Annotated in this window: 19 protein-coding genes; 12 read left to right on the top strand and 7 right to left on the bottom strand. The window is 36.0% G+C overall.

Going from position 1 to position 19,963, the window contains the following annotated elements:
• The first annotated feature begins 54 nt into the window (after positions 1-54).
• Complete coding sequence (locus tag DDY94_RS03580) at positions 55-1,947, top strand: M61 family metallopeptidase (protein WP_111682678.1); 1,893 nt, start codon at positions 55-57, stop codon at positions 1,945-1,947.
• A 55-nt stretch (positions 1,948-2,002) separates the two neighbouring features.
• Here DDY94_RS03580 and DDY94_RS03575 read toward each other — a convergent pair whose 3' ends face one another.
• Positions 2,003-2,773, bottom strand: coding sequence for a TIGR02757 family protein (locus DDY94_RS03575; protein WP_111682677.1), 771 nt, complete (start codon positions 2,771-2,773; stop codon positions 2,003-2,005).
• Between the two features lie 66 nt (positions 2,774-2,839).
• Here DDY94_RS03575 and DDY94_RS03570 point away from each other — a divergent pair, with 66 nt between their 5' ends.
• The 7 genes from DDY94_RS03570 (at position 2,840) to DDY94_RS03540 (ending at position 10,149) form a co-directional block, all read left to right on the top strand.
• On the top strand, positions 2,840-3,250 hold the full coding sequence (locus DDY94_RS03570; RefSeq protein WP_111682676.1) for a DUF1801 domain-containing protein: 411 nt from the start codon (positions 2,840-2,842) through the stop codon (positions 3,248-3,250).
• A gap of 41 nt (positions 3,251-3,291) precedes the next feature.
• On the top strand, positions 3,292-3,474 hold the full coding sequence (locus DDY94_RS03565; protein ID WP_111682675.1) for a hypothetical protein: 183 nt from the start codon (positions 3,292-3,294) through the stop codon (positions 3,472-3,474).
• The gene (locus DDY94_RS03560) at positions 3,475-3,693 is read left to right on the top strand and encodes a hypothetical protein (protein ID WP_111682674.1); all 219 of its coding nucleotides are present in this window, start codon (positions 3,475-3,477) and stop codon (positions 3,691-3,693) included.
• 52 nt (positions 3,694-3,745) lie between these two features.
• Positions 3,746-4,840, top strand: a complete 1,095-nt coding sequence (ychF, locus tag DDY94_RS03555; RefSeq protein WP_111682673.1) for a redox-regulated ATPase YchF — start codon at positions 3,746-3,748, stop codon at positions 4,838-4,840.
• 291 nt (positions 4,841-5,131) lie between these two features.
• Entirely contained in the window at positions 5,132-6,991 is a 1,860-nt protein-coding gene (locus DDY94_RS03550; RefSeq protein ID WP_111682672.1) for a DNA topoisomerase IV subunit B, read from the top strand.
• Positions 6,988-7,461, top strand: a complete 474-nt coding sequence (locus DDY94_RS03545) for a hypothetical protein (protein WP_111682671.1) — start codon at positions 6,988-6,990, stop codon at positions 7,459-7,461. The genes DDY94_RS03550 and DDY94_RS03545 overlap by 4 nt, the downstream gene beginning before the upstream one ends.
• Positions 7,462-10,149: a DNA gyrase/topoisomerase IV subunit A gene (locus DDY94_RS03540; protein ID WP_111682670.1), complete on the top strand. Its 2,688-nt coding sequence runs from the start codon at positions 7,462-7,464 to the stop codon at positions 10,147-10,149.
• 66 nt (positions 10,150-10,215) lie between these two features.
• Here DDY94_RS03540 and DDY94_RS03535 read toward each other — a convergent pair whose 3' ends face one another.
• The 3 genes from DDY94_RS03535 to DDY94_RS03525 are packed head-to-tail and all read right to left on the bottom strand — an operon-like array spanning position 10,216 to position 11,816.
• Positions 10,216-11,016, bottom strand: a complete 801-nt coding sequence (locus DDY94_RS03535) for a TerC family protein (protein WP_111682669.1) — start codon at positions 11,014-11,016, stop codon at positions 10,216-10,218.
• 5 nt (positions 11,017-11,021) lie between these two features.
• Positions 11,022-11,411, bottom strand: coding sequence for a hypothetical protein (locus tag DDY94_RS03530; protein ID WP_111682668.1), 390 nt, complete (start codon positions 11,409-11,411; stop codon positions 11,022-11,024).
• A gap of 39 nt (positions 11,412-11,450) precedes the next feature.
• The gene (locus DDY94_RS03525; protein ID WP_111682667.1) at positions 11,451-11,816 is read right to left on the bottom strand and encodes a helix-turn-helix domain-containing protein; all 366 of its coding nucleotides are present in this window, start codon (positions 11,814-11,816) and stop codon (positions 11,451-11,453) included.
• A gap of 303 nt (positions 11,817-12,119) precedes the next feature.
• Between DDY94_RS03525 and DDY94_RS03520 the strand changes: the two genes are divergently transcribed.
• The 3 genes from DDY94_RS03520 (at position 12,120) to DDY94_RS03510 (ending at position 14,399) form a co-directional block, all read left to right on the top strand.
• Positions 12,120-13,265 (top strand): M14 family metallopeptidase, encoded by a 1,146-nt coding sequence (locus DDY94_RS03520; protein ID WP_111682666.1) that lies wholly within the window; start codon positions 12,120-12,122, stop codon positions 13,263-13,265.
• A gap of 74 nt (positions 13,266-13,339) precedes the next feature.
• Positions 13,340-13,819 carry an Lrp/AsnC family transcriptional regulator gene (locus DDY94_RS03515; protein ID WP_111682665.1) on the top strand — a complete coding sequence of 160 codons (480 nt, stop codon included), beginning with the start codon at positions 13,340-13,342 and terminating at the stop codon, positions 13,817-13,819.
• Positions 13,820-13,883: 64 nt separating this feature from the next.
• Positions 13,884-14,399, top strand: a complete 516-nt coding sequence (locus DDY94_RS03510; RefSeq protein ID WP_111682664.1) for a DinB family protein — start codon at positions 13,884-13,886, stop codon at positions 14,397-14,399.
• Here the strand turns inward: DDY94_RS03510 and aroB are convergent.
• Positions 14,396-15,466, bottom strand: coding sequence for a 3-dehydroquinate synthase (gene aroB / locus DDY94_RS03505; protein WP_111682663.1), 1,071 nt, complete (start codon positions 15,464-15,466; stop codon positions 14,396-14,398). The genes DDY94_RS03510 and aroB overlap by 4 nt on opposite strands.
• Before the next feature lie 98 nt (positions 15,467-15,564).
• Here aroB and DDY94_RS03500 point away from each other — a divergent pair, with 98 nt between their 5' ends.
• Positions 15,565-16,737 carry a proline dehydrogenase family protein gene (locus tag DDY94_RS03500; protein WP_111682662.1) on the top strand — a complete coding sequence of 391 codons (1,173 nt, stop codon included), beginning with the start codon at positions 15,565-15,567 and terminating at the stop codon, positions 16,735-16,737.
• A gap of 31 nt (positions 16,738-16,768) precedes the next feature.
• On the opposite strand, the gene DDY94_RS03495 is transcribed toward DDY94_RS03500, so the two are convergent.
• Together DDY94_RS03495 and DDY94_RS03490 are read right to left on the bottom strand one after the other, a co-directional pair.
• On the bottom strand, positions 16,769-19,138 hold the full coding sequence (locus DDY94_RS03495) for a GumC family protein (RefSeq protein WP_111682661.1): 2,370 nt from the start codon (positions 19,136-19,138) through the stop codon (positions 16,769-16,771).
• 23 nt (positions 19,139-19,161) lie between these two features.
• Positions 19,162-19,947, bottom strand: a complete 786-nt coding sequence (locus DDY94_RS03490; protein WP_111682660.1) for a polysaccharide biosynthesis/export family protein — start codon at positions 19,945-19,947, stop codon at positions 19,162-19,164.
• Positions 19,948-19,963: the final 16 nt, after the last annotated feature.

The raw sequence follows: 19,963 nt of genomic DNA, 5'->3' as shown, positions 1-19,963 counted from the left end.
AGTGGTAACAGATTGTAGTTTTGTGCGTCAAGTACAAAAACTAAAATTATAGAGATGAAGAATTATTTAGCCATTGTTGGCTTAAGTATTATTTTGGTTGGTTGTGGATCAGCAAAACCAAAAGTAGATGATCTAGCTATTAATAACCCAATTCAAACCGCATTAGACCTTACAGCTGTTGTTGATGATAAAGTACCTGTAACAATTAATCCAGGTCGCTTCACTTCAGAAACTGTGACCTACAGGCTTCCTCGTGTGGTACAAGGAACGTATTCTGTAAGTGACTTTGGAAAGTATGTAGATGATTTAAAAGCTTTAGACTACGATGGTAATGAGTTAGAAGTAACGAAGGTTGATACCAACACATGGAGCATTGCTAATGCTACTGAGCTTGATAAAGTGACCTATTACGTGAATGACACCTTTGATATCGAATCTAGTGGTGGAATTGGAGGTGAAAATCCATTTTCTCCTGCTGGGACTAATATCGAAGAAGACAACTATGTACTGAATCTTCACGGATTTATTGGGTATTTCGATTCTTTAAAAAATAATCAGTATGCCTTAGATGTTACTGCACCAGCAACATTTGTAAGAACGTCTGCACTTCAGGATAGAGGTATGAAATCTAGTCCAGATGGAACGGCAATTACAAGCAGTTATTTTGCTGAGCGCTACTTCGAAATCACTGATAACCCAATGATGTATGGAGATTTAGACGTAGAGGAATTTATGGTAGGTGATATCAAAATTGTACTTAGCGTTTACTCACCAAATAAAAAGCATACAGCGGCAAGTCAGAAGGAGACTGTTTTTAAAATGATGCAAGCTCAAAAGGAATATCTGGGAGATGTAAATAGTACGGCACGTTACGATATTTACTTGTACTTGTCTGACGGGTCCGAAACGGCTCCAAAAGGAATGGGTGCTTTAGAACATCACACGTCTACGGTAGTTGTTTTACCTGAGTCTTCAAGTCCTGAGGGATTAGCAAGCTCAATAATCGATGTGGTTGCACACGAGTTTTTTCATATTGTAACACCTTTATCTGTACATTCAGAAGACGTGCATTACTTTGATTACAATCAACCTACATTCTCTAAGCATTTATGGATGTATGAAGGTGTAACTGAATACTTTGCACAACATTTCCAAGTATATGAGGGATTGATAGAACCAAATGAATTTTACAACACGATAATGTCGAAGATTGCAACGTCTAAAAACTTAGATGATGCAATGAGTTTTACGGTGATGAGTGAAAATGTTTTGGAAGAACCATACGCATCTAATTATTACAATGTTTATATGAAAGGTGCTTTGATCGGTATGTGTATTGATATTTTAATGCGTAAAGAAAGTGATGGAAACAGAAGTATGTTGTCGCTTATGAAAGAATTGTCAGCCAAATACGGAAGAGAAAAACCATTTGACGATGACAGCATTATTGAAGAAATCACTGCAATGACGTATCCAAGTGTTGGTGAATTTTTAAAGACACATGTTGAAGGTGATGTACCGATCAATTACAATGAGTTTTTTGAAATGGTTGGATTAACCTTAGGAGAGTCTGAAGTTCCAACTAACTATATCTTTGCTGGCGGACAAAACATTATTTTCGATGCAGATCAGGAAAAAGGAACCATCTTCTTTTCTGATGTTGCTTTAAAAAATTCATTCTGGGCATCTCAAGGCGTACAAGCAGGTGATGTGATCAAAAAAGTAAATGGTGCTGACTTAACCTTAGAGAACGCACAACAGGTAATTGGTGGTATGTTTGGATGGCAGCCTGGTCAGGAATATAGCCTAGACATTGAGCGCAATGGTGAGGCTATGACTTTAAAAGGCACTTTAGAAAAAGCGACTGCAAAAAGCGAATCTTTAATAGAAGGTGAAAATGCTTCAGAAAAGCAGGAAGCAACAAGAGAAGCTTGGTTAAAAGGATAATATAAATTATATATAATTTGAAGAAGGCTTCCATTTCGGAAGCCTTTTTTATGTTTTAAAACCCTTCGAAAACACCTAAGCCAAACAATGCAAAATCATATTTCACAGGATCTGCTGGGTCGAGTCTTCTGAGGTTTTTATCAAGTTCTGCCAAAGCTTTAGCGTCATTTTGCTTGCGTTTTAATAATCCAAGTTTTCTGGCCACATTACCTGAATGAACATCTAACGGACAACTTAATTGTGAAGGCGAGAGGCTTTTCCAAATGCCAAAATCTACACCAACTTGATCTTGGCGAACCATCCACCTTAAATACATGTTAATGCGCTTAGCAGCAGAGTTTTTGAGTGGATCACTCACATGTTTCTTGGTGCGTTCTAAATGAGGGATCTCGAAAAATATTTTTTTGAATTCATGAATACTTTGCTGTAGAGAGGTTTTTTCAGCATGTTTATTAAAAATAGCCTCAAGGCCTTCATGATTGGCGTAAATATGTTTCAAACTTTTAATGAACTGAACAAAATCATCACCATTAAAAGTGCGGTGTACAAAATTCTGAAGACGCTCAAGATCTGCCGATTCGTGTTGGCTTATAAATTCAAAAGGTGAATGATCTAGCAATTCCATCATTCTGTGGGCATTATTGATAATGCTCTTGCGATTTCCCCAAGCTATTGTTGCTGTTAAAAACCCAGCAATCTCAATATCCTCTTTTTTAGAAAATTGATGTGGAATCTGAATAGGGTCGCTTTCAATAAATTTTAGATTATTGTATTGAATTACTTTTTCGTCTAAAAAGGCTTTGAGTTCTGCTTTTTTGAGTTTCAAAATGAAAAATTATCAGGCTGCAAAAGTACTTTTAAATGTTTTATCTTTAAAACAAAACTCGCACTTATGGCACTAGCAACCCAAGAAACCGATAAGAATGTTTCGGCATATATCGAAAGTATAGAAAATGAAACCAAGAGAAATGACAGTAAACAACTGATTGAAATAATGTCTGAAATTACGGGTCACCAACCCAAAATTTGGGGCGATTACTTCATTATTGGCTTCGGAAAATACAAATACAAGCGAAAGCAAGGAAAGGAAGAGTTCGAATGGTTTAATGTCGGTTTCGCGCCAAGAAAGTCTAAAATGACTATATACCTTACTTTCGATATCAATCAAGAGCAAGAATTAATTTCGAAACTCGGAAAATGCAAATGGGGTAAAGGTTGTTTGTACATTAATAAATTAGCAGATATAGATCTTGACGTATTAAAACAACTAATTTCAAGAAGTAAAGAGGCTACTTGGCATTGATTACTGTAACATTTTTTAAATCATTTAGACTTACAAAAAAGATGAGCAAGAAACCTACAAATACTGAAAGTAAATTACCGTTGGGAATTGGCATTGGAATGGCGATTGGCACTGCCGTTGGAGTTGCCACAGATAAAATTGCCTTATGGATTCCTATTGGTCTAGCCATGGGAATTTCTATTGGCTTGGCCATGTCAGGTTCAGAAAAAAACAAAAAAGATTAGTTGAATACTTCTAATGAACATACCGGACTAAAAACTACCGATAAAGCTCTTATTTTCTTCTTCGGAATTTTTTTAGTGCTTTTTGCTGGCAACCACTATGTCTATAATTTACCAGGAACAAAAAAGCAAAAACAACAAGGTATTATCTATTATTACTTAGGCCTTTTGTTTTATATTTTATGTATTGTCGGAATCTATTATTTTTCAAGTACTAATTAATCTAAATTATTCTAGTAATTAACTACATTTGCACTCGCAAAATTAACAATACATGAAAGCTGGAATTGTAGGATTACCAAACGTAGGAAAATCAACCTTATTCAACTGTTTATCTAATGCCAAGGCGCAAAGTGCAAATTTTCCATTTTGTACAATAGAACCAAATATTGGTGTAGTTAACGTACCAGATCAAAGATTAGCCAAGCTCGAGGAATTAGTTAATCCTGAAAAAGTAATTCCAGCCACCGTTGAGATCGTAGATATAGCGGGTTTAGTAAAAGGGGCTAGTAAAGGCGAAGGTTTAGGAAATCAGTTTTTAGCAAATATTAGAGAAACAGACGCTATTCTGCATGTGTTACGTTGCTTTGATAATGATAATATTGTTCATGTTGATGGTTCTGTCGATCCGATTAGAGACAAGGAAACCATCGATATGGAATTGCAGCTTAAAGACTTAGAAACCGCAGAAAAGAAATTAGATAAAGTAAAGCGCGCCGCAAAAACTGGTAATAAAGAAGCTCAGGCTGAGGAAGCCGTATTACTTAAAATAAAAGAAGGTCTAGAGTCTGGTACTTCGGTGAGAGCATTGGAGTTTTCTGATGAAGACTATGCGGAATATGTAAAACCATTGCAATTTATTACCGATAAATCTGTAATGTATGTTTGTAATGTTGATGAAGGCTCCGCTACAACCGGAAATGCTTATGTAGAGCAAGTGAGAGCGGCTGTAGAGAATGAAAACGCAGAGGTTTTAGTTTTAGCCGTTGGTACTGAGGCAGACATCAACGAACTTGAAGATTACGAAGAACGTCAAATGTTTCTAGAAGATATTGGCCTAGATGAGCCAGGTTCGGCAAAACTTATTAGAGCAGCATATAAGCTCTTAAAACAACAAACTTACTTCACGGCTGGACCAAAAGAAGTGCGTGCTTGGACGGTCACTATTGGCGCTACAGCGCCACAGGCTGCAGGTGTTATTCATACCGATTTTGAAAAAGGCTTTATTAGAGCTGAAGTTATTGCATATGATGATTATGTGTCGTTTGGTAGTGAAGCTAAGGTTAAAGAAGCCGGGAAGATGCGGGTAGAAGGTAAGAATTACATCGTGAAAGATGGTGATGTGATGCATTTCTTGTTTAATGTCTAATTAAACGGTTTTTGCGAAGTGTTGCACTGATTAATGTCGATGTAAGAAGGACATGGCAACCTGAGGTTTAAATCAATTAAATTATTCCTGAAATCTTACAACAAAGACTATTCACGACTAGAAATTCGTTCTTATTAGAATATCTGAAGACATATCCAGTAATTAATGTGCTCGAAGCCAATGTTCTCAACAATATTCAGCATTTATTGTTAATTACTTTACCTAAACCATATTTCATTTTTTAACGTATAATATTATATTAGCCCTTCATCTAAATTTTCGAAAACTTTTATGGCAGAACAGTCTAATTATACTGAAGAAAACATACGCTCACTCGATTGGAAAGAACACATTCGAATGCGACCGGGTATGTATATCGGTAAGTTAGGTGATGGTTCTTCACCCGATGATGGTATCTACATTCTTCTAAAGGAGGTTTTAGACAACTCCATAGATGAATTCGTTATGGGAGCTGGTAAAACTATTGAGATCTCCATTCAAGGTGAGCGCGTTATTGTGCGCGATTATGGCCGTGGTATTCCACTAGGAAAAGTTGTAGACGTAGTTTCTAAGATGAATACTGGTGGTAAGTACGATACCAAAGCCTTCAAAAAATCAGTGGGTCTTAATGGTGTTGGTACAAAAGCAGTAAATGCATTATCTACATATTTCAGAGTAGAATCTACTCGAGATGGCAAGTCGGCTTCGGCAGAGTTCGAATTAGGTGAGCTTAAAGATCAGGAGTTTTTGGATGATACGTCAAGACGCAAAGGAACAAAGGTAACCTTCGTTCCAGATGTGAGTATTTTCAAAAATTATAAATATCGCAACGAGTACGTTGTAAAAATGCTCAAAAACTATGTTTATCTCAATCCTGGATTGACCATAGTTTTTAATGGCGAGAAGTATTACAGTGAAAACGGCCTTAAAGATCTCTTATCAGAAAACATTAATGAAAGTGATCTGCTGTATCCGATCATTCATTTAAGAGGTGACGATATTGAGGTTGCTATTACACACAGTAAAACCCAGTATAGCGAAGAATACCATTCCTTTGTTAACGGTCAGAATACGACTCAAGGTGGAACACACCTCGCTGCATTCAGAGAAGCACTCGTTAAAACAATAAGAGAATACTACGGAAAAAATTACGATGCTTCAGACATCAGAAAGTCTGTAGTTTCTGCCATTGCCATAAAGGTTATGGAACCGGTTTTTGAAAGTCAGACTAAAACCAAACTAGGTTCAACAGATATGGGTGGCGATCTACCAACGGTAAGAACGTATATCAACGATTTTGTAAAGCGTAATCTCGATAATTATCTTCATAAGAATCCAGATACCGCTGAAAAATTACAACGTAAAATCCTTCAAGCTGAACGCGAACGTAAGGAACTATCGGGTATTCGAAAGCTGGCTAAAGAACGTGCTAAAAAAGCAAGCTTACATAACAAGAAGTTGCGCGATTGCCGTATTCACTTTGGAGACACCAAAAGTGAGCGAAGTTTAGAAACCACACTTTTTATAACGGAGGGTGATTCAGCATCTGGAAGTATCACAAAGTCAAGAGATGTTAATACTCAAGCTGTATTCAGTCTAAAAGGGAAGCCATTAAACTCTTATGGATTAAGTAAAAAGATAGTGTACGAAAATGAAGAATTCAATCTTTTACAAGCTGCTTTAAATATTGAAGAATCTATAGAGGATCTCAGATATAATAACATTGTTATTGCCACAGATGCTGATGTGGATGGAATGCATATACGTTTGTTATTAATTACGTTCTTCTTGCAATTCTTTCCTGAAGTGATTAAGGAAGGACATTTATACATCTTACAAACGCCACTGTTCAGAGTTCGAAATAAAAAAGAAACCATTTATTGCTATTCTGAAGAAGAGCGCAAAAATGCCATTGAAAAATTAAAGCCTAAGCCAGAGATTACTCGATTTAAAGGGTTAGGTGAAATTTCTCCAGACGAGTTTAAGCACTTTATTGGAGATGATATTCGGTTAGATCCGGTAATGTTAGATAAAGACATGTCTATTGAAGAACTACTGTCGTTCTACATGGGTAAAAACACACCATCAAGACAAGAATTTATCATCGAAAACCTTAAGGTTGAACTTGATATAGTAGAAGAAACTCCATGAGAACAGACAATCGAAAGGTAAAGAATACGGTTGTTTCTATCTATTTCGTTTTGATAGTTTTTGGGATTCTGATGATAACCGTTTTTAAATCCCTCGATTTTTTTGTTGATAGTACATTCTTCATTATTCTTGGGCTGTTTGTAATATTAGTCCTGTTTCATTCGATTGCGGGTTATTTCGAATATGATAGTGATGGTGCAAAAATTGTAATACTCAATAAAGGATTAATTTTAACCGAGTATATAAATTACAGAGAAAACAAATTAGAATTTTCGAGACAACAACTCGAAGGTTTCAAAATAAAAAATTATATCGTTTATAAATCTTTAGTGGTTCTCATAAAGAATTATGACGGAACAAAAATTAAAGAGCGATTTAACGTCACACTTCTCAAACCTAAGAAATTGAAGTACGTACGACAATCGCTAAGAAAAACAATAAAAGCAAATAGAAAGCTTAAAGAAGGATAGATGACAGAAGAACATGATGAGTTGTTAAACGAAGACAACGGCAACCAAGAGACTATCACCAAAGTTACCGGAATGTACAAAGACTGGTTCTTGGATTATGCCTCGTATGTAATCTTAGAACGTGCGGTACCTGCAATCGAAGACGGTTTTAAACCTGTGCAGCGACGTATAATGCATTCCATGAAAGACCTAGATGATGGGCGCTATAATAAGGTGGCCAACATTGTTGGGCATACCATGCAATACCATCCGCATGGTGATGCTAGTATTGCCGATGCTATGGTGCAATTAGGTCAGAAAGATCTTCTTATTGATACCCAGGGGAACTGGGGAAACATTCTCACAGGTGATAGAGCAGCGGCTTCGCGTTACATTGAAGCACGATTGTCTAAGTTTGCTTTAGATGTAGTCTACAATCCGAAAATCACGGAGTGGCAAGCTTCTTATGATGGCAGACGAAAAGAGCCAATAAATTTACCTGTAATGTTTCCTTTGCTTTTGGCACAAGGTGGTGAAGGGATTGCGGTCGGACTTTCGACAAAAATACTTCCACACAATTTCTTAGAGCTTATAGATGCATCCATTAAGCATTTGAAAGGCAAGCGATTCACTTTGTTACCAGACTTTCCAACGGCCGGAATTGCTGATATTTCAAATTATAATGATGGAATGCGAGGTGGAAAAGTGAGAGTGCGCGCAAAGATTTCTCAAATCAATAAAAATACGCTAGCAATCACTGAAATTCCTTTCGGAACAACAACATCATCTCTTATCGATTCGATCTTGAAGGCCAATGATAAAGGGAAGATCAAGATTAAACGTATTGAAGATAATACGGCAGCTGAGGTTGAGATATTAATTCATTTACCTTCCGGGTTATCGCCAGATAAGACCATTGATGCACTATACGCCTTTACAAATTGTGAAACATCAATTTCACCCTTAGGTTGTGTTATCGAAGAGAACAAGCCATTTTTTGTTGGTGTTTCTGAAATGTTACGTCGTTCAACAGATAATACGGTACAGCTTTTAAAACAAGAGTTAGAAATAAAACTCGGTGAATACGAAGAACAATGGCACTTTGCATCTTTAGAACGCATCTTTATCGAAAACCGAATCTATCGCGATATTGAAGAAGAAGAAACCTGGGAAGGTGTAATAAGCGCAATAGATAAAGGGCTTCAACCACATATTAAGCATTTAAAACGCAAGGTGACTGAAGACGATATCGTTAGGCTTACAGAAATAAGAATTAAGCGTATTTCTAAATTCGATATTGATAAGGCTCAACAAAAAATCGATGCTTTAGAAGATCAAATCGCTGAGGTTAAGCATCATTTAGCCAACCTCATTGCATATGCAATTGCCTATTTCGAAAGACTTAAAAAAGATTATGGCGAAGGCAAAGAGCGTAAAACCGAACTGCGCGTGTTTGATGATGTTGATGCTACCAAAGTGGTTATCAGAAACACAAAACTTTACGTCAATAGAGAGGAAGGCTTTATAGGAACTTCTTTGCGACGCGATGAGTACGTGGCGGATTGTAGTGATATCGATGATATAATTGTCTTTACCAAGGAAGGTAAAATGATGGTGACTAAGGTGGATTCTAAAACCTTTGTTGGTAAGAATATCATTCATGTAGCGGTATTTAAAAAGAAAGACAAGCGTACCATTTACAACATGATCTATCGCGATGGTAAGGGTGGTCCGTCTTATGTGAAACGTTTTGCTGTTACTAGCATTACCCGCGATCGGGAGTACGACCTCACAAATGGAAACAAGGGTTCTGTGGTCTGGTATTTCTCAGCAAATCCAAATGGTGAGGCTGAAGTAGTGACGGTTTTGCTTCGCCAGGTAGGAAGTATTAAGAAACTGAAATGGGATCTCAATTTTGCCGATATCCTTATTAAAGGCCGGACGTCTAAAGGAAATTTGGTAACCAAATACTCAGTTAAGCGTATTGAATTAAAAGAAAAGGGAGTTTCTACATTAAAACCTCGTAAGATTTGGTTCGATGATGCAGTGCAACGCCTTAATGTTGATGAGCGCGGCGAGTTAATTGGAGAATTTAGAGGTGAAGACCGCTTGTTGGTGATAACGCAATCGGGTATTGTAAAAACTATTATTCCTGAATTGACCACGCATTTTGATAGCGATATGATCGTCCTTGAAAAGTGGCTTCCAAAAAAACCAATTTCGGCCATTTATTACGACGGTGAAAAAGAACGTTATTATGTCAAGCGATTCTTGATTGAAAATGAAGGGCGAGAAGAGTCTTTTATTTCTAGTCATCCCGATTCTCAGCTAGAAATTGTTTCAACCGAATGGCGCCCAATGGTTGAGGTAGAATTTACCAAATCTAGAGGAAAAGATCGTAAGCCTAACATGGAGGTTAATCTTGAAGAATTTATTGCAGTAAAAGGGATTAATGCACTTGGAAATCAACTAACTAAAGAAAAAATAAATCAGATAAATCAATTAGATCCATTGCCTTTTGAAGCTCCCGAAGAAGTGCACGCTGACGAACTAGAAGTTGTTGATGAAGAAACGGTAACTGTAGATTTAAATGTGGAAAAAAATAGTGATGCGGAGCAGCAGAAATCGACAACTAAAGATGAGGCATCAAATAGTCAAGATGACGAAGATCTCGATGTTGACGATTCGGGTCAGGTGACGCTCTTCTAGTAGAAATTTGTTACACTTAGCTCAAAATAACTTAAAATTTCAGTCCTGCGGAATAAATAAAATGTTCTATTGCTTTTTAGCTCGTCTTTTTCGTACCGTTTTCAGATTTAAGAATTCTACAAATAGAGAAAAGGCAATCGCAAAATATAAATAGCCTTTCGGAATGGCACCTACAGTTTTGCCAAAGAACTCTGTATGTGAAAGGTGTGCTGCCTCTGTGATAAGCATAAAACCGATCAGAATTAAGAAGGCGAGACCCAAAATTTGCATACTTGGATTCTTATCGATGAATTTCCGTATTGGGTTAGCAAATGCTATCATAACGATAATTGAAATAACCACAGCAATAATCATTAATACCAAAGTGTAGTTAGAGTTGGGATGAAGACCGTTAGTCATACCAACAGCCGTTAAAATAGAATCTACAGAGAAAATAAAGTCGATAATTAAGATCTGAGTAATAGCATGAGAAAGCGATCTAAACGTTTTTGATTTAAGAGTGTCTTCTCCATGACTGGGCTCTTCGACTTTTTCCCTGATTTCGACGGTACTTTTATATAGTAGAAATAAACCACCAGCAAATAGTATAATGGATTGCCAGCTCAGAGCTACGTTCAACCAATTTGATTTGTAGGTGTAAAAAGGTTCGCTTAATCCAATTAAGAAGGAGACAAAGAACAGTAGTACAATACGTTGTACCATTGCTAGTATTAAACCAATGTTGGTGGCCTTGCTTCGTTGATTTTCTGGGAGTTTGTTGGCTGCAATAGAAATAAAAACGATATTATCTATTCCGAGGATAATCTCTAAAAAGGTTAATGTCAGTAATGCCAGTATTGCGTCTGACGAAAGTAAAAAGTCTAACATAGTCTCTAGTTAATCTTGTAAGCAACACCTTTTTCCACTCTCGATGGGCGATTAGGTTTTTTCACTGCTAATTTATATTCAAAGGTGTATGAGGACATACCATCTGTTGACAAAATCTTCATATGTATAGCCTCTTTTTCAGCATTGGTTTTGGGATTAATTTTTTTAAGGATAAACTCGCAATCATTAATCCAACGCACAGAAGAGGTGTCAATGGTGTCTTCGTAGTAGTCTATATTTAGAGAGTCTGTTCTTACAAATCGCCCGGTTTTCTCCTCACCGTCGAGTATGTATTTAAACTCAAACTCCCCAGTTTTAAAGTCATTGCAGTTTCGTTCTACCTCGTAACAGCTGGTTAATGATAGAAAAAAATAGAGTATAATTAAACGCTTCATCCTTACAGTTTGTGCAAAGATACTCTAGTAAATTGAATATTAAGGCTTGTAACTTTTAAAAGTACCGTCCTTATAAAAGATCACGATTTTTTCAATTTCTGAATCTGTAGTAGACGGATTATCGGGTAGGTCTTCAGAAAAATTTGTCGTTGAATGTTCAGTACTCGGAGCAGAATCTATTTTAGGGAAACTGCCCTTGCCATTTAGTAACCAGTATAATTCTACTTCTGGATAGGAGTGTAGCACCTTCATCACAAAATCTAAACTTGGCTTATTTCGGCCTGAAAGAATATGTGAAATACTAGAGCGCTGCACACCAATTTTTTCGGCAAAACTTGAGGCGGTCTCGTCGTAAAAATCAATGACTTTTTGAAGTCGAATAGTAAAATCGGCAGAGTTTATCATTGTAAACAGGTTATCCTTATAAATAACGTTACAAAAATAAACAATAGTATTTCAAAAGACAATAATAAAGGTTTGAAACGTCCAATATAATTAAATTAATACTTTATTAAAATTATATAATAAACTGAAATACAATATTATATAAAAAATAAAATAAACCTATTGAAAATAATTCAAAGCCAACATTATACCTTAGCTACAATTGTGACTCATCTGTATACTTATGTAACACTAGAATCACAATTGACTGTTTACAATTGTAAATAATCAAATAGTTACATTTGTAACAGCTAAAATTTCTAAATGAAAATCAGTCATCTCAAAAGTTTGTATTCGTTGGTAAAAGAAGCCCAATTAAAAGGCCGATATATTACCAATTCTGATATTGAAAACTGCTTATTAGAATTTCCGAAGTCTCTAGTTTCTGTCGTTGGTAATTCCGAAGAAAAACGTCCCATCTATAGTTTAAGATTTGGAAACGGACCAAGAAAAGTACTTTTATGGTCTCAGATGCATGGTAACGAATCAACGACAACCAAGGCATTATTTGATTGTTTTAATCTATTTCTCACTAATAACACTGTTCCAAATTCTATTTTAGAGGCCTGTACGCTGTTGGTAATACCTATATTAAATCCTGATGGGGCTGAGCGCTACACACGTTTAAACGCAAATGCTATTGATCTTAATAGAGACGCCCAAGAGCTCTCACAGGCGGAGAGTAAGGTTTTAAGGGCTGTTTATGATAAATTTAAGCCTGATTATTGTTTTAATTTACATGGCCAACGCACCATTTATAATGTCGGAAACACAAACATATCATCAACAGTTTCGTTTTTATCACCAGCTCAAGATGAAGCACGTAGCATAACGCCTAATCGAAAGGTTGCAATGCAGATCATTATTGGGATCAACCAATTACTTCAGGAGGAGATTCCGAATGGAGTAGCGAGATACAATGATGGATTTAATTTAAACTGTGTTGGGGATACATTTCAGAGTTTTGGAATTCCAACCATTTTATTTGAAGCTGGACATTTACCTAACGATTACGATAGGGAAGAAGTGCGCTACTTCATGTTTATGGCTATTTTAAAAGGTTTAGGTGTTATTTCTGAAGGCATGAATAATCTCAACCACGAGGATTATTTTAAAATTCCAGAAAACGGCAAACAGTTTTATGATATCATAATTAGAAACGCCCGCATATCTGAAAGTGAATCTGATGTTGTAGACATTGCAATTCAATATGTAGAACTATTAAAGAATGGTAAAATTGAATTTGTTCCAACGGTTGAAAAAATTTCAAAACTTGATGAATTTTTTGGTCATAGAGAAATTAATGCGCGTGGTCAACTTGTAAAATCTCAAAATAATTCAGAGATAAAAGTTACTAACGAAAACGATTTCGTATTGATAAATAATGAAAAAATCGTACTAAAACCCTAAAAAAACTCTTTTTCAATGCGTAATTGCTAATAAAAATCCTTTATTTTTGCATAAAGTTTAAAGATTATACAATTATGGCAAAGTTTAAATTAGACGAAGTTGACCACCAAATCCTAGACATGCTTATCGATAATACGCGTATTCCATTTACGGATATTGCAAAAAAATTATTGATTTCTGCAGGTACAGTTCACGTTCGAGTTAAGAAGATGGAAGAAGCAGGAATTATTAAAGGTTCTTCTCTAACTTTAGATTATAAAAAATTAGGATATTCATTTATCGCTTATGTTGGTGTTTTTCTTCAGAATACATCACAAACAAAATTTGTTTTAGAGCGCATTGAAAGTATACCATATGTAACAGTTGCTCATATTACCACAGGAAAATTCAATATTTTCTGTAAAATTCGCGCACGCGATACCATGCATGCAAAGGACATAATTTTTATGCTAGATGATATTGAAGGTGTTTACAGAACTGAGACCATGATATCGCTTGAAGAAAGCATTAACGACAAAAAACGCCTAATGCATACCATTTTTAACGAACTATAAGTAAAAGTCGATATATTTAAACCCTTAGCAATTTTGTTAAGGGTTTTTTATTTCCCAAAGGATTATGATTTCAAACCAATTAGATGCATCAGAGTATCACCCATATTATAAGGCATACATAGATAAAGCTACAGGCACAGTTATTGTTGAAGGTCTAAAAAGTAATCTTCAAACCGTTAGCGATTTTCTGTCTGAAATTCCAAAGCGCAAACACAATTATGCCTATGCTGAAGGAAAGTGGACGATTAAGGAGGTATTACTTCATATCATTGATACCGAGCGGATTTTTGCCTATAGAGCCTTGCGGATTGCCAGAGGAGATCAAACGCCATTAGCTGGTTTTGAACAAAATGATTATGTGATTAAATCAAATGCCTCTAATCGATCGTTCGAAAGTCTTGTTCAAGAATATGAAAGTGTTAGAAAAGCGACAATCTCTTTATTCGATAGTTTTGACAGAACGTCTCAACAGCGAGTTGGTGAGGCTAGCGGTGCACCAATTTCTGTAAGGGCATTAGGGTATATCATAACCGGACATGAAAACCATCACATTGAGGTTATAAAAACACGTTACCTCTAAGAATTAAAGTCAGCGAAAGCCTCTAGAATTAAATCATTGCTTACTTCACAGTTGATCTTTGGCTGGCCGATTGCTTCTAAAAGAACAAATTTCACCTTACCATGACTGTTTTTCTTGTCGTGCATCAGTAAGTTGATTATTATTTTCTGATCGGCTTCAGTAATTTCAACTTTTGAAAAGGTATTGAGTATACCTGTTTTAATTTCTTCGTATTCAGAAGTTGATAATCCGGTACTTTTTACTGAAAGGTAGGCTTCTAGAAGCATTCCCAAAGCGATAGCTTCACCATGAAGTAATGGTGTTTTATCTGCATTACCTAAAAAGTAGCTCTCAATGGCATGGCCTAGTGTATGCCCGAAATTCAGAATTTTCCTCAGCCCTTGCTCTGTGGGATCTTCGGTAACCACTTTATTTTTAATAACCACCGAATCGTATATTAATTTATCGAGATCTGAAATATCTAAATCCTGAAGGTTTACTAGTCGCTCCCAATAGGCTTTATCTGCAATGAGTCCATGTTTCAGCATTTCAGCATAGCCCGAAACCATGTGATTTTGTGGTAATGTTTCGAGATATGATGTATCTACTAAAACCATGCTTCCTTCGCTAATAACACCAATTTGATTTTTGAGCGCACCGAGATCTACACCTGTTTTTCCACCGACTGAGGCATCAACCATAGCTAATAGAGAGGTAGGGACATTAATATAATCGATTCCTCTCATATAGGTACTTGCCACAAATCCACCAAGGTCCGTTACAACGCCGCCACCAAGGTTTATAAGTAGACTTTTTCGATCGGCATGATATTCTGAAAGTGCTTCCCAGACACCTGTGCAAATGTCTATGGTTTTATGATCCTCGCCTTCAGGCATTTCCATAACTTCAACGACAATATCACCATTCTCAAGCTTTGCTAAAAACTGCGGAAGACAATACTCGTGCGTATTTGTGTCTACCAATATGAAAATTTTAGAAGGACTCGAAGATTTGATATAAGCATTCAATTCTTCATAAACCTGCTCATTAAAATGAACTACAGCATTTTTTGTTGTAATGGATGTCATTTTCAATATTCCTTTTTTCGGACTGTGAAAATACTCCCTTTTTTTAGAAAAAAATAAGCAATGGATTAAATATATTTGCATTAATTATTCTCTAACCTATGATAAATCGCTCACTCTTTGAAAATACAGGTACGGCCTTTGCATTAAAATCTGATTCTGAATTAGAACGTGCCTATTTTCTTTTTAAAATGATTTCTTCGCAACCTCTTGTGCGTATTGGTACGGCAGCAACTAATTTTGCGCTAAAGGCTAATTTACCTGTGGAAGGTTTAATTAGGTCTACTGTATTCGACCATTTTTGTGGTGGTGTAAATGAAGAAGACTGTTTACCAGTTATCGACAAGTTATTTATTAAGGGTGTTAGCTCTGTTTTAGACTACTCTGTAGAAGGCAAAGAAACAGAAGAACAGTTTGATAGTGCATTAGAAAAGATTTTGAAGATCATTCATTTTTGTGATGAGAGAGAAGCGATGCCAATTGTAGTATTCAAGCCTACAGGATTTGGGCGATTTGCGCTTTATCAAAAGAAATCAGAAGGTATTGCCTTTAATGAACCTGAACAGGAGGAATGGAATAGGGTTGTAGCTAGATTTGATGCTGTCTGTAAATTGGCGAAGGAAAAAGATGTGGAAGTTTTAATCGATGGCGAAGAAAGCTGGATGCAAGATGCCGCTGACGATCTCGTAGAGGAAATGATGCGCATTTACAACACCGATCAAACAATCGTCTACAATACACTTCAGTGCTATCGTTGGGATCGTTTAGATTATTTAAAAGAACTGCACAAGCGAGCTAAGGCTGGTGGGTTTAAAGTTGGGATGAAAATAGTCCGTGGCGCTTATATGGAAAAAGAGCGTCAAAGAGCTTCAGAACATGGCTACAAATCACCAATTTGTGAAAATAAACAAGCTTCAGACGATAATTTCAATAATGCATTGTCTTATATTCTTGAGCATATCAGTGATATTTCATTATTCATTGGGACGCATAATGAAGAAAGCTGCTATTTAGCCATGGAACTCATGGAGAAGTATAATATTAGCAAGGATGATAACAATGTATGGTTTGGGCAATTATATGGTATGAGTGATCATATCAGTTATAATCTTGCTGCTGTTGGCTATAACGTTGCAAAATATATTCCTTTTGGTCCTGTAAAAGATGTTATGCCATATTTAATTAGAAGGGCAGAGGAGAATACTTCAGTAGCCGGACAAACGAATAGAGAATTAGAGTTGTTAAAAACTGAAAAACGCCGACGAAAGTTATAGTCTTTAAAAAAAAATAGGTTTAAGGGAAGCTCTATTTTTTACCAAATTGATACCACTTCTTCTTTTTCGACGGGTTATTACCATAACCGTAACCGTAACCATATCCTTTTTTACCAGGTTTAACACCGTTAAGAAGCATGGTTATATTAGGAAGTCTTTTGTTCTCATAAAGCGGTTGAACAACACTTACAAGTCGTCTACTATCAACATTATCAGCACTTACCACATAAATGAAAATATCTGCATGATCTGAGATAAGAAGCGTATCACTTACTAATCCAACCGCAGAAGTATCTGCGATAATATAGTCGTATTTATTTTCATAAAATTTGAACAACTGTGTAACTCTCTCACTCATTAATAATTCTGAAGGATTCGGTGGAATACTTCCAGAAGGGATAATATCTAAGAACTTATTTTCAGGATGCTTCACAACAACATCTTGAGGTTTGATACTTGTATCTGCGATGTAGTCTGATAATCCCTTGGCAGGTTTTTCATCTATTTCGAGGTACTTCAATATTTTCGGTACTCTGATATCCATTTCAATTAGTAAAACTGATTTTTCAGAGAATGATATAGAGGTAGCTAAATTAGTACTGGTATGCGATTTACCTTCTTGTGCCTTAGTTGATGTTACAAATAATTTTTTAGACCTTCCTGTGAGATCCCTCAGCATAAAATCGATATTAGAACGCACAATTCTAAAGGCTTCGGCTTTTGGTGAGTAATCCGTTTTTTTAACGAGCTTCTGCTTTTTAGAAGTTTTTGGAATATCACCTAAAAAAGGAATGTCTACTAGTTTCGCAAGATCTTCTTTCGTATAAATTTTAGTATCTATAAGGTCTGAAATATAAATTAAACCAACTGGAATACCTAAACCGAAAATTAATGAGGCGAGGTAAACCATCATTGGGTTAGGTGCTACAGGTCGGTGTGAAGAATAAGCTTTGTCAACGATCTTCGCACTTGGTGTATACATACCTAATCTTATGGCAGATTCTTCTCGTTTTTGTAATAGATACAAAAACAGAGATTCTTTTATATCCTGTTGTCTTTTAATACCTCTTAATTGACGCGCTCTTGTTGGCGCTGTATACAGCTGACCACTGATTCTATTGCTTTCTGCATTTAGGTTTTCGAGGGTGAGCTCGGAGGTTCGTTTAATCGATGTTAACGAGTTTTGAAGATTTGTTTTTAAAGCTTCAATCTGATTATTTAACTGAATAACTACAGGGTTCTTTTCTGTTGAATTCTTTAGAATACGATCGCGCTGCGCAACTAATTCATTATGACTTTTAATCACCTGAGCAGTATTACTATCTCCAATTCCGATATTGGCTGGAAGCATGTCGCTAATTTTGTTTTCATCAGCAATTTCTTCCTGTAAATAGGCAATCATTTGAATATTAGTCGCTGTTGATGATATTTGCGACTGGATTTGCTTCTTACTCTGTAAATTAAGATCAGATTGTGATCCTAATGCTGTAAGATTGTTTTGCTGTGCTAATAATTCGGCACTAGATTCAACTTCTCCTAATTCCGCTGCAACTTCTTGTAATCTGTTATTAATAAAATCTGAAGTCACTTTAACAACTTCCTCTTTATCAAGAAGCACATCGTTGTTGTATTCTGCAATGATCTGATTTAAAATGTCAACTGCCTTATATGAATTGGTATCGTTAAGTTCTAGCCTAATAACACTCGAGCCCACATCAGTTGTGATGTTAATTGCAGCTTGATACTTATTGACTATGCGGTCAACAGGAGAGATTGCAATTTTTAGATTACTTCCTATTGTTGGTGCGTGTTTACCAATATTTGGTGTAATTACAACATCACCGAAACCCATTTCAATTCTATCACCAAATGCGTATGGTGTACCACCTTCATCGCCATTATCTATTAATGATTTAACCTTTTCGTCGAAAAGTAGAAAATCGGTTTGCGATGTCACTTTAATATGGATATCTGCACCAACACGATCTATGATAGAGTCGTTTTCAAAGAAATTAATACTCACTGGAGCATTTCTGTAAATCTCTCTTTCTTTAATGTTTCCTTCTGCGTAAACACTAATATTAAGCCCTAGACTTTTTACAACTTTACGTAATAAGGACCTTGATTTGATGGTTTCAATTTCATCTTTGATCTTATTGGTTCCATCAGAAAATAAACCTTCACTTGCAATTTCATCCATGGTAGGAATCTTTTGCGATTGTTTCTCATCTCTAATTTTAATAGTGGCGCTTGCATTGTATTCATTTGTAGCGTACCTCAAATAGGTCACCCCAAGTGCAATACCAATTACAGCACATAATAATAACATCTTCCATTGTGCGAGAAATAATTCTACACTCTGTCTTATTTCATTTGTAGTAGAGACTGGTTTAGATTCCATTTAGTGAAAATAAAAAAACTATTTTAATTATTATTAACTAGGAAAACAGTAATAATAGTGGTTAATGTTCCGATAGCTGAGATTAAAATTGCGTTATTCTGGTTATAGGTAGAAGCTCTTACTTTCGCCGTATTTGGCTCCACATAAATAACGTCATTCTGTTGTAAATAATACACTGGAGAATTCACACTATTGATAGAGGTGAGATCGATTTTGGCAAACTTTTTCTTACCGTCAACTTCACGAATTAAAAGTACATTCTTTCGCTTACCAAAGATAGTAAGGTCATCAGCAAGACCTAAGGCCTCCAATACTGTTATTCTTTCATCTTGTATTGTAAACGTTCCTGGATTTCTAACTTCACCAAGAATAGTCACTGTAAAGTTGGCCAATCTAATATTTACGATAGGATCTTTCGCATACTCAGAGATCATCTCTGTGAGCATATCAGTCAACTCTGTTCGTGTTAAACCTGCAACTTTTAAGGTTCCTAATACAGGAAACTCAATATTTCCGTCATAATCTACTAAATAAGATTGTTGTTGTAAACCAGCCTGGGCATTAAGTGGGTTATTTGCAGGTGCACCACCGGCAACAAGCGTCAGATTAAATGGTCTTACAGTTTCAGGGTCTAAAGCCGAAACATTAATAGTAATAATATCGTCTGGTTTATAGATCAGTTGTTTTGGTTCTGATGTGATGACATCTGAAATCGGTTCATCCTGAAAATAAACTATATTCTTTCTTGATCCACATGAAGTTAGCATAACAATTGCTAATAATGGAAGTATAAAGTTGCGAGTTTTCATGTTACGTTTTATGATT

The sequence above is a fragment of the Winogradskyella tangerina genome (genome assembly GCF_003260205.1).
Classification (GTDB): domain Bacteria; phylum Bacteroidota; class Bacteroidia; order Flavobacteriales; family Flavobacteriaceae; genus Winogradskyella; species Winogradskyella tangerina.
The sequence above is the reverse complement of the archived record's forward strand: the minus strand, read 5'-3'. Positions and strand labels throughout refer to the sequence as shown.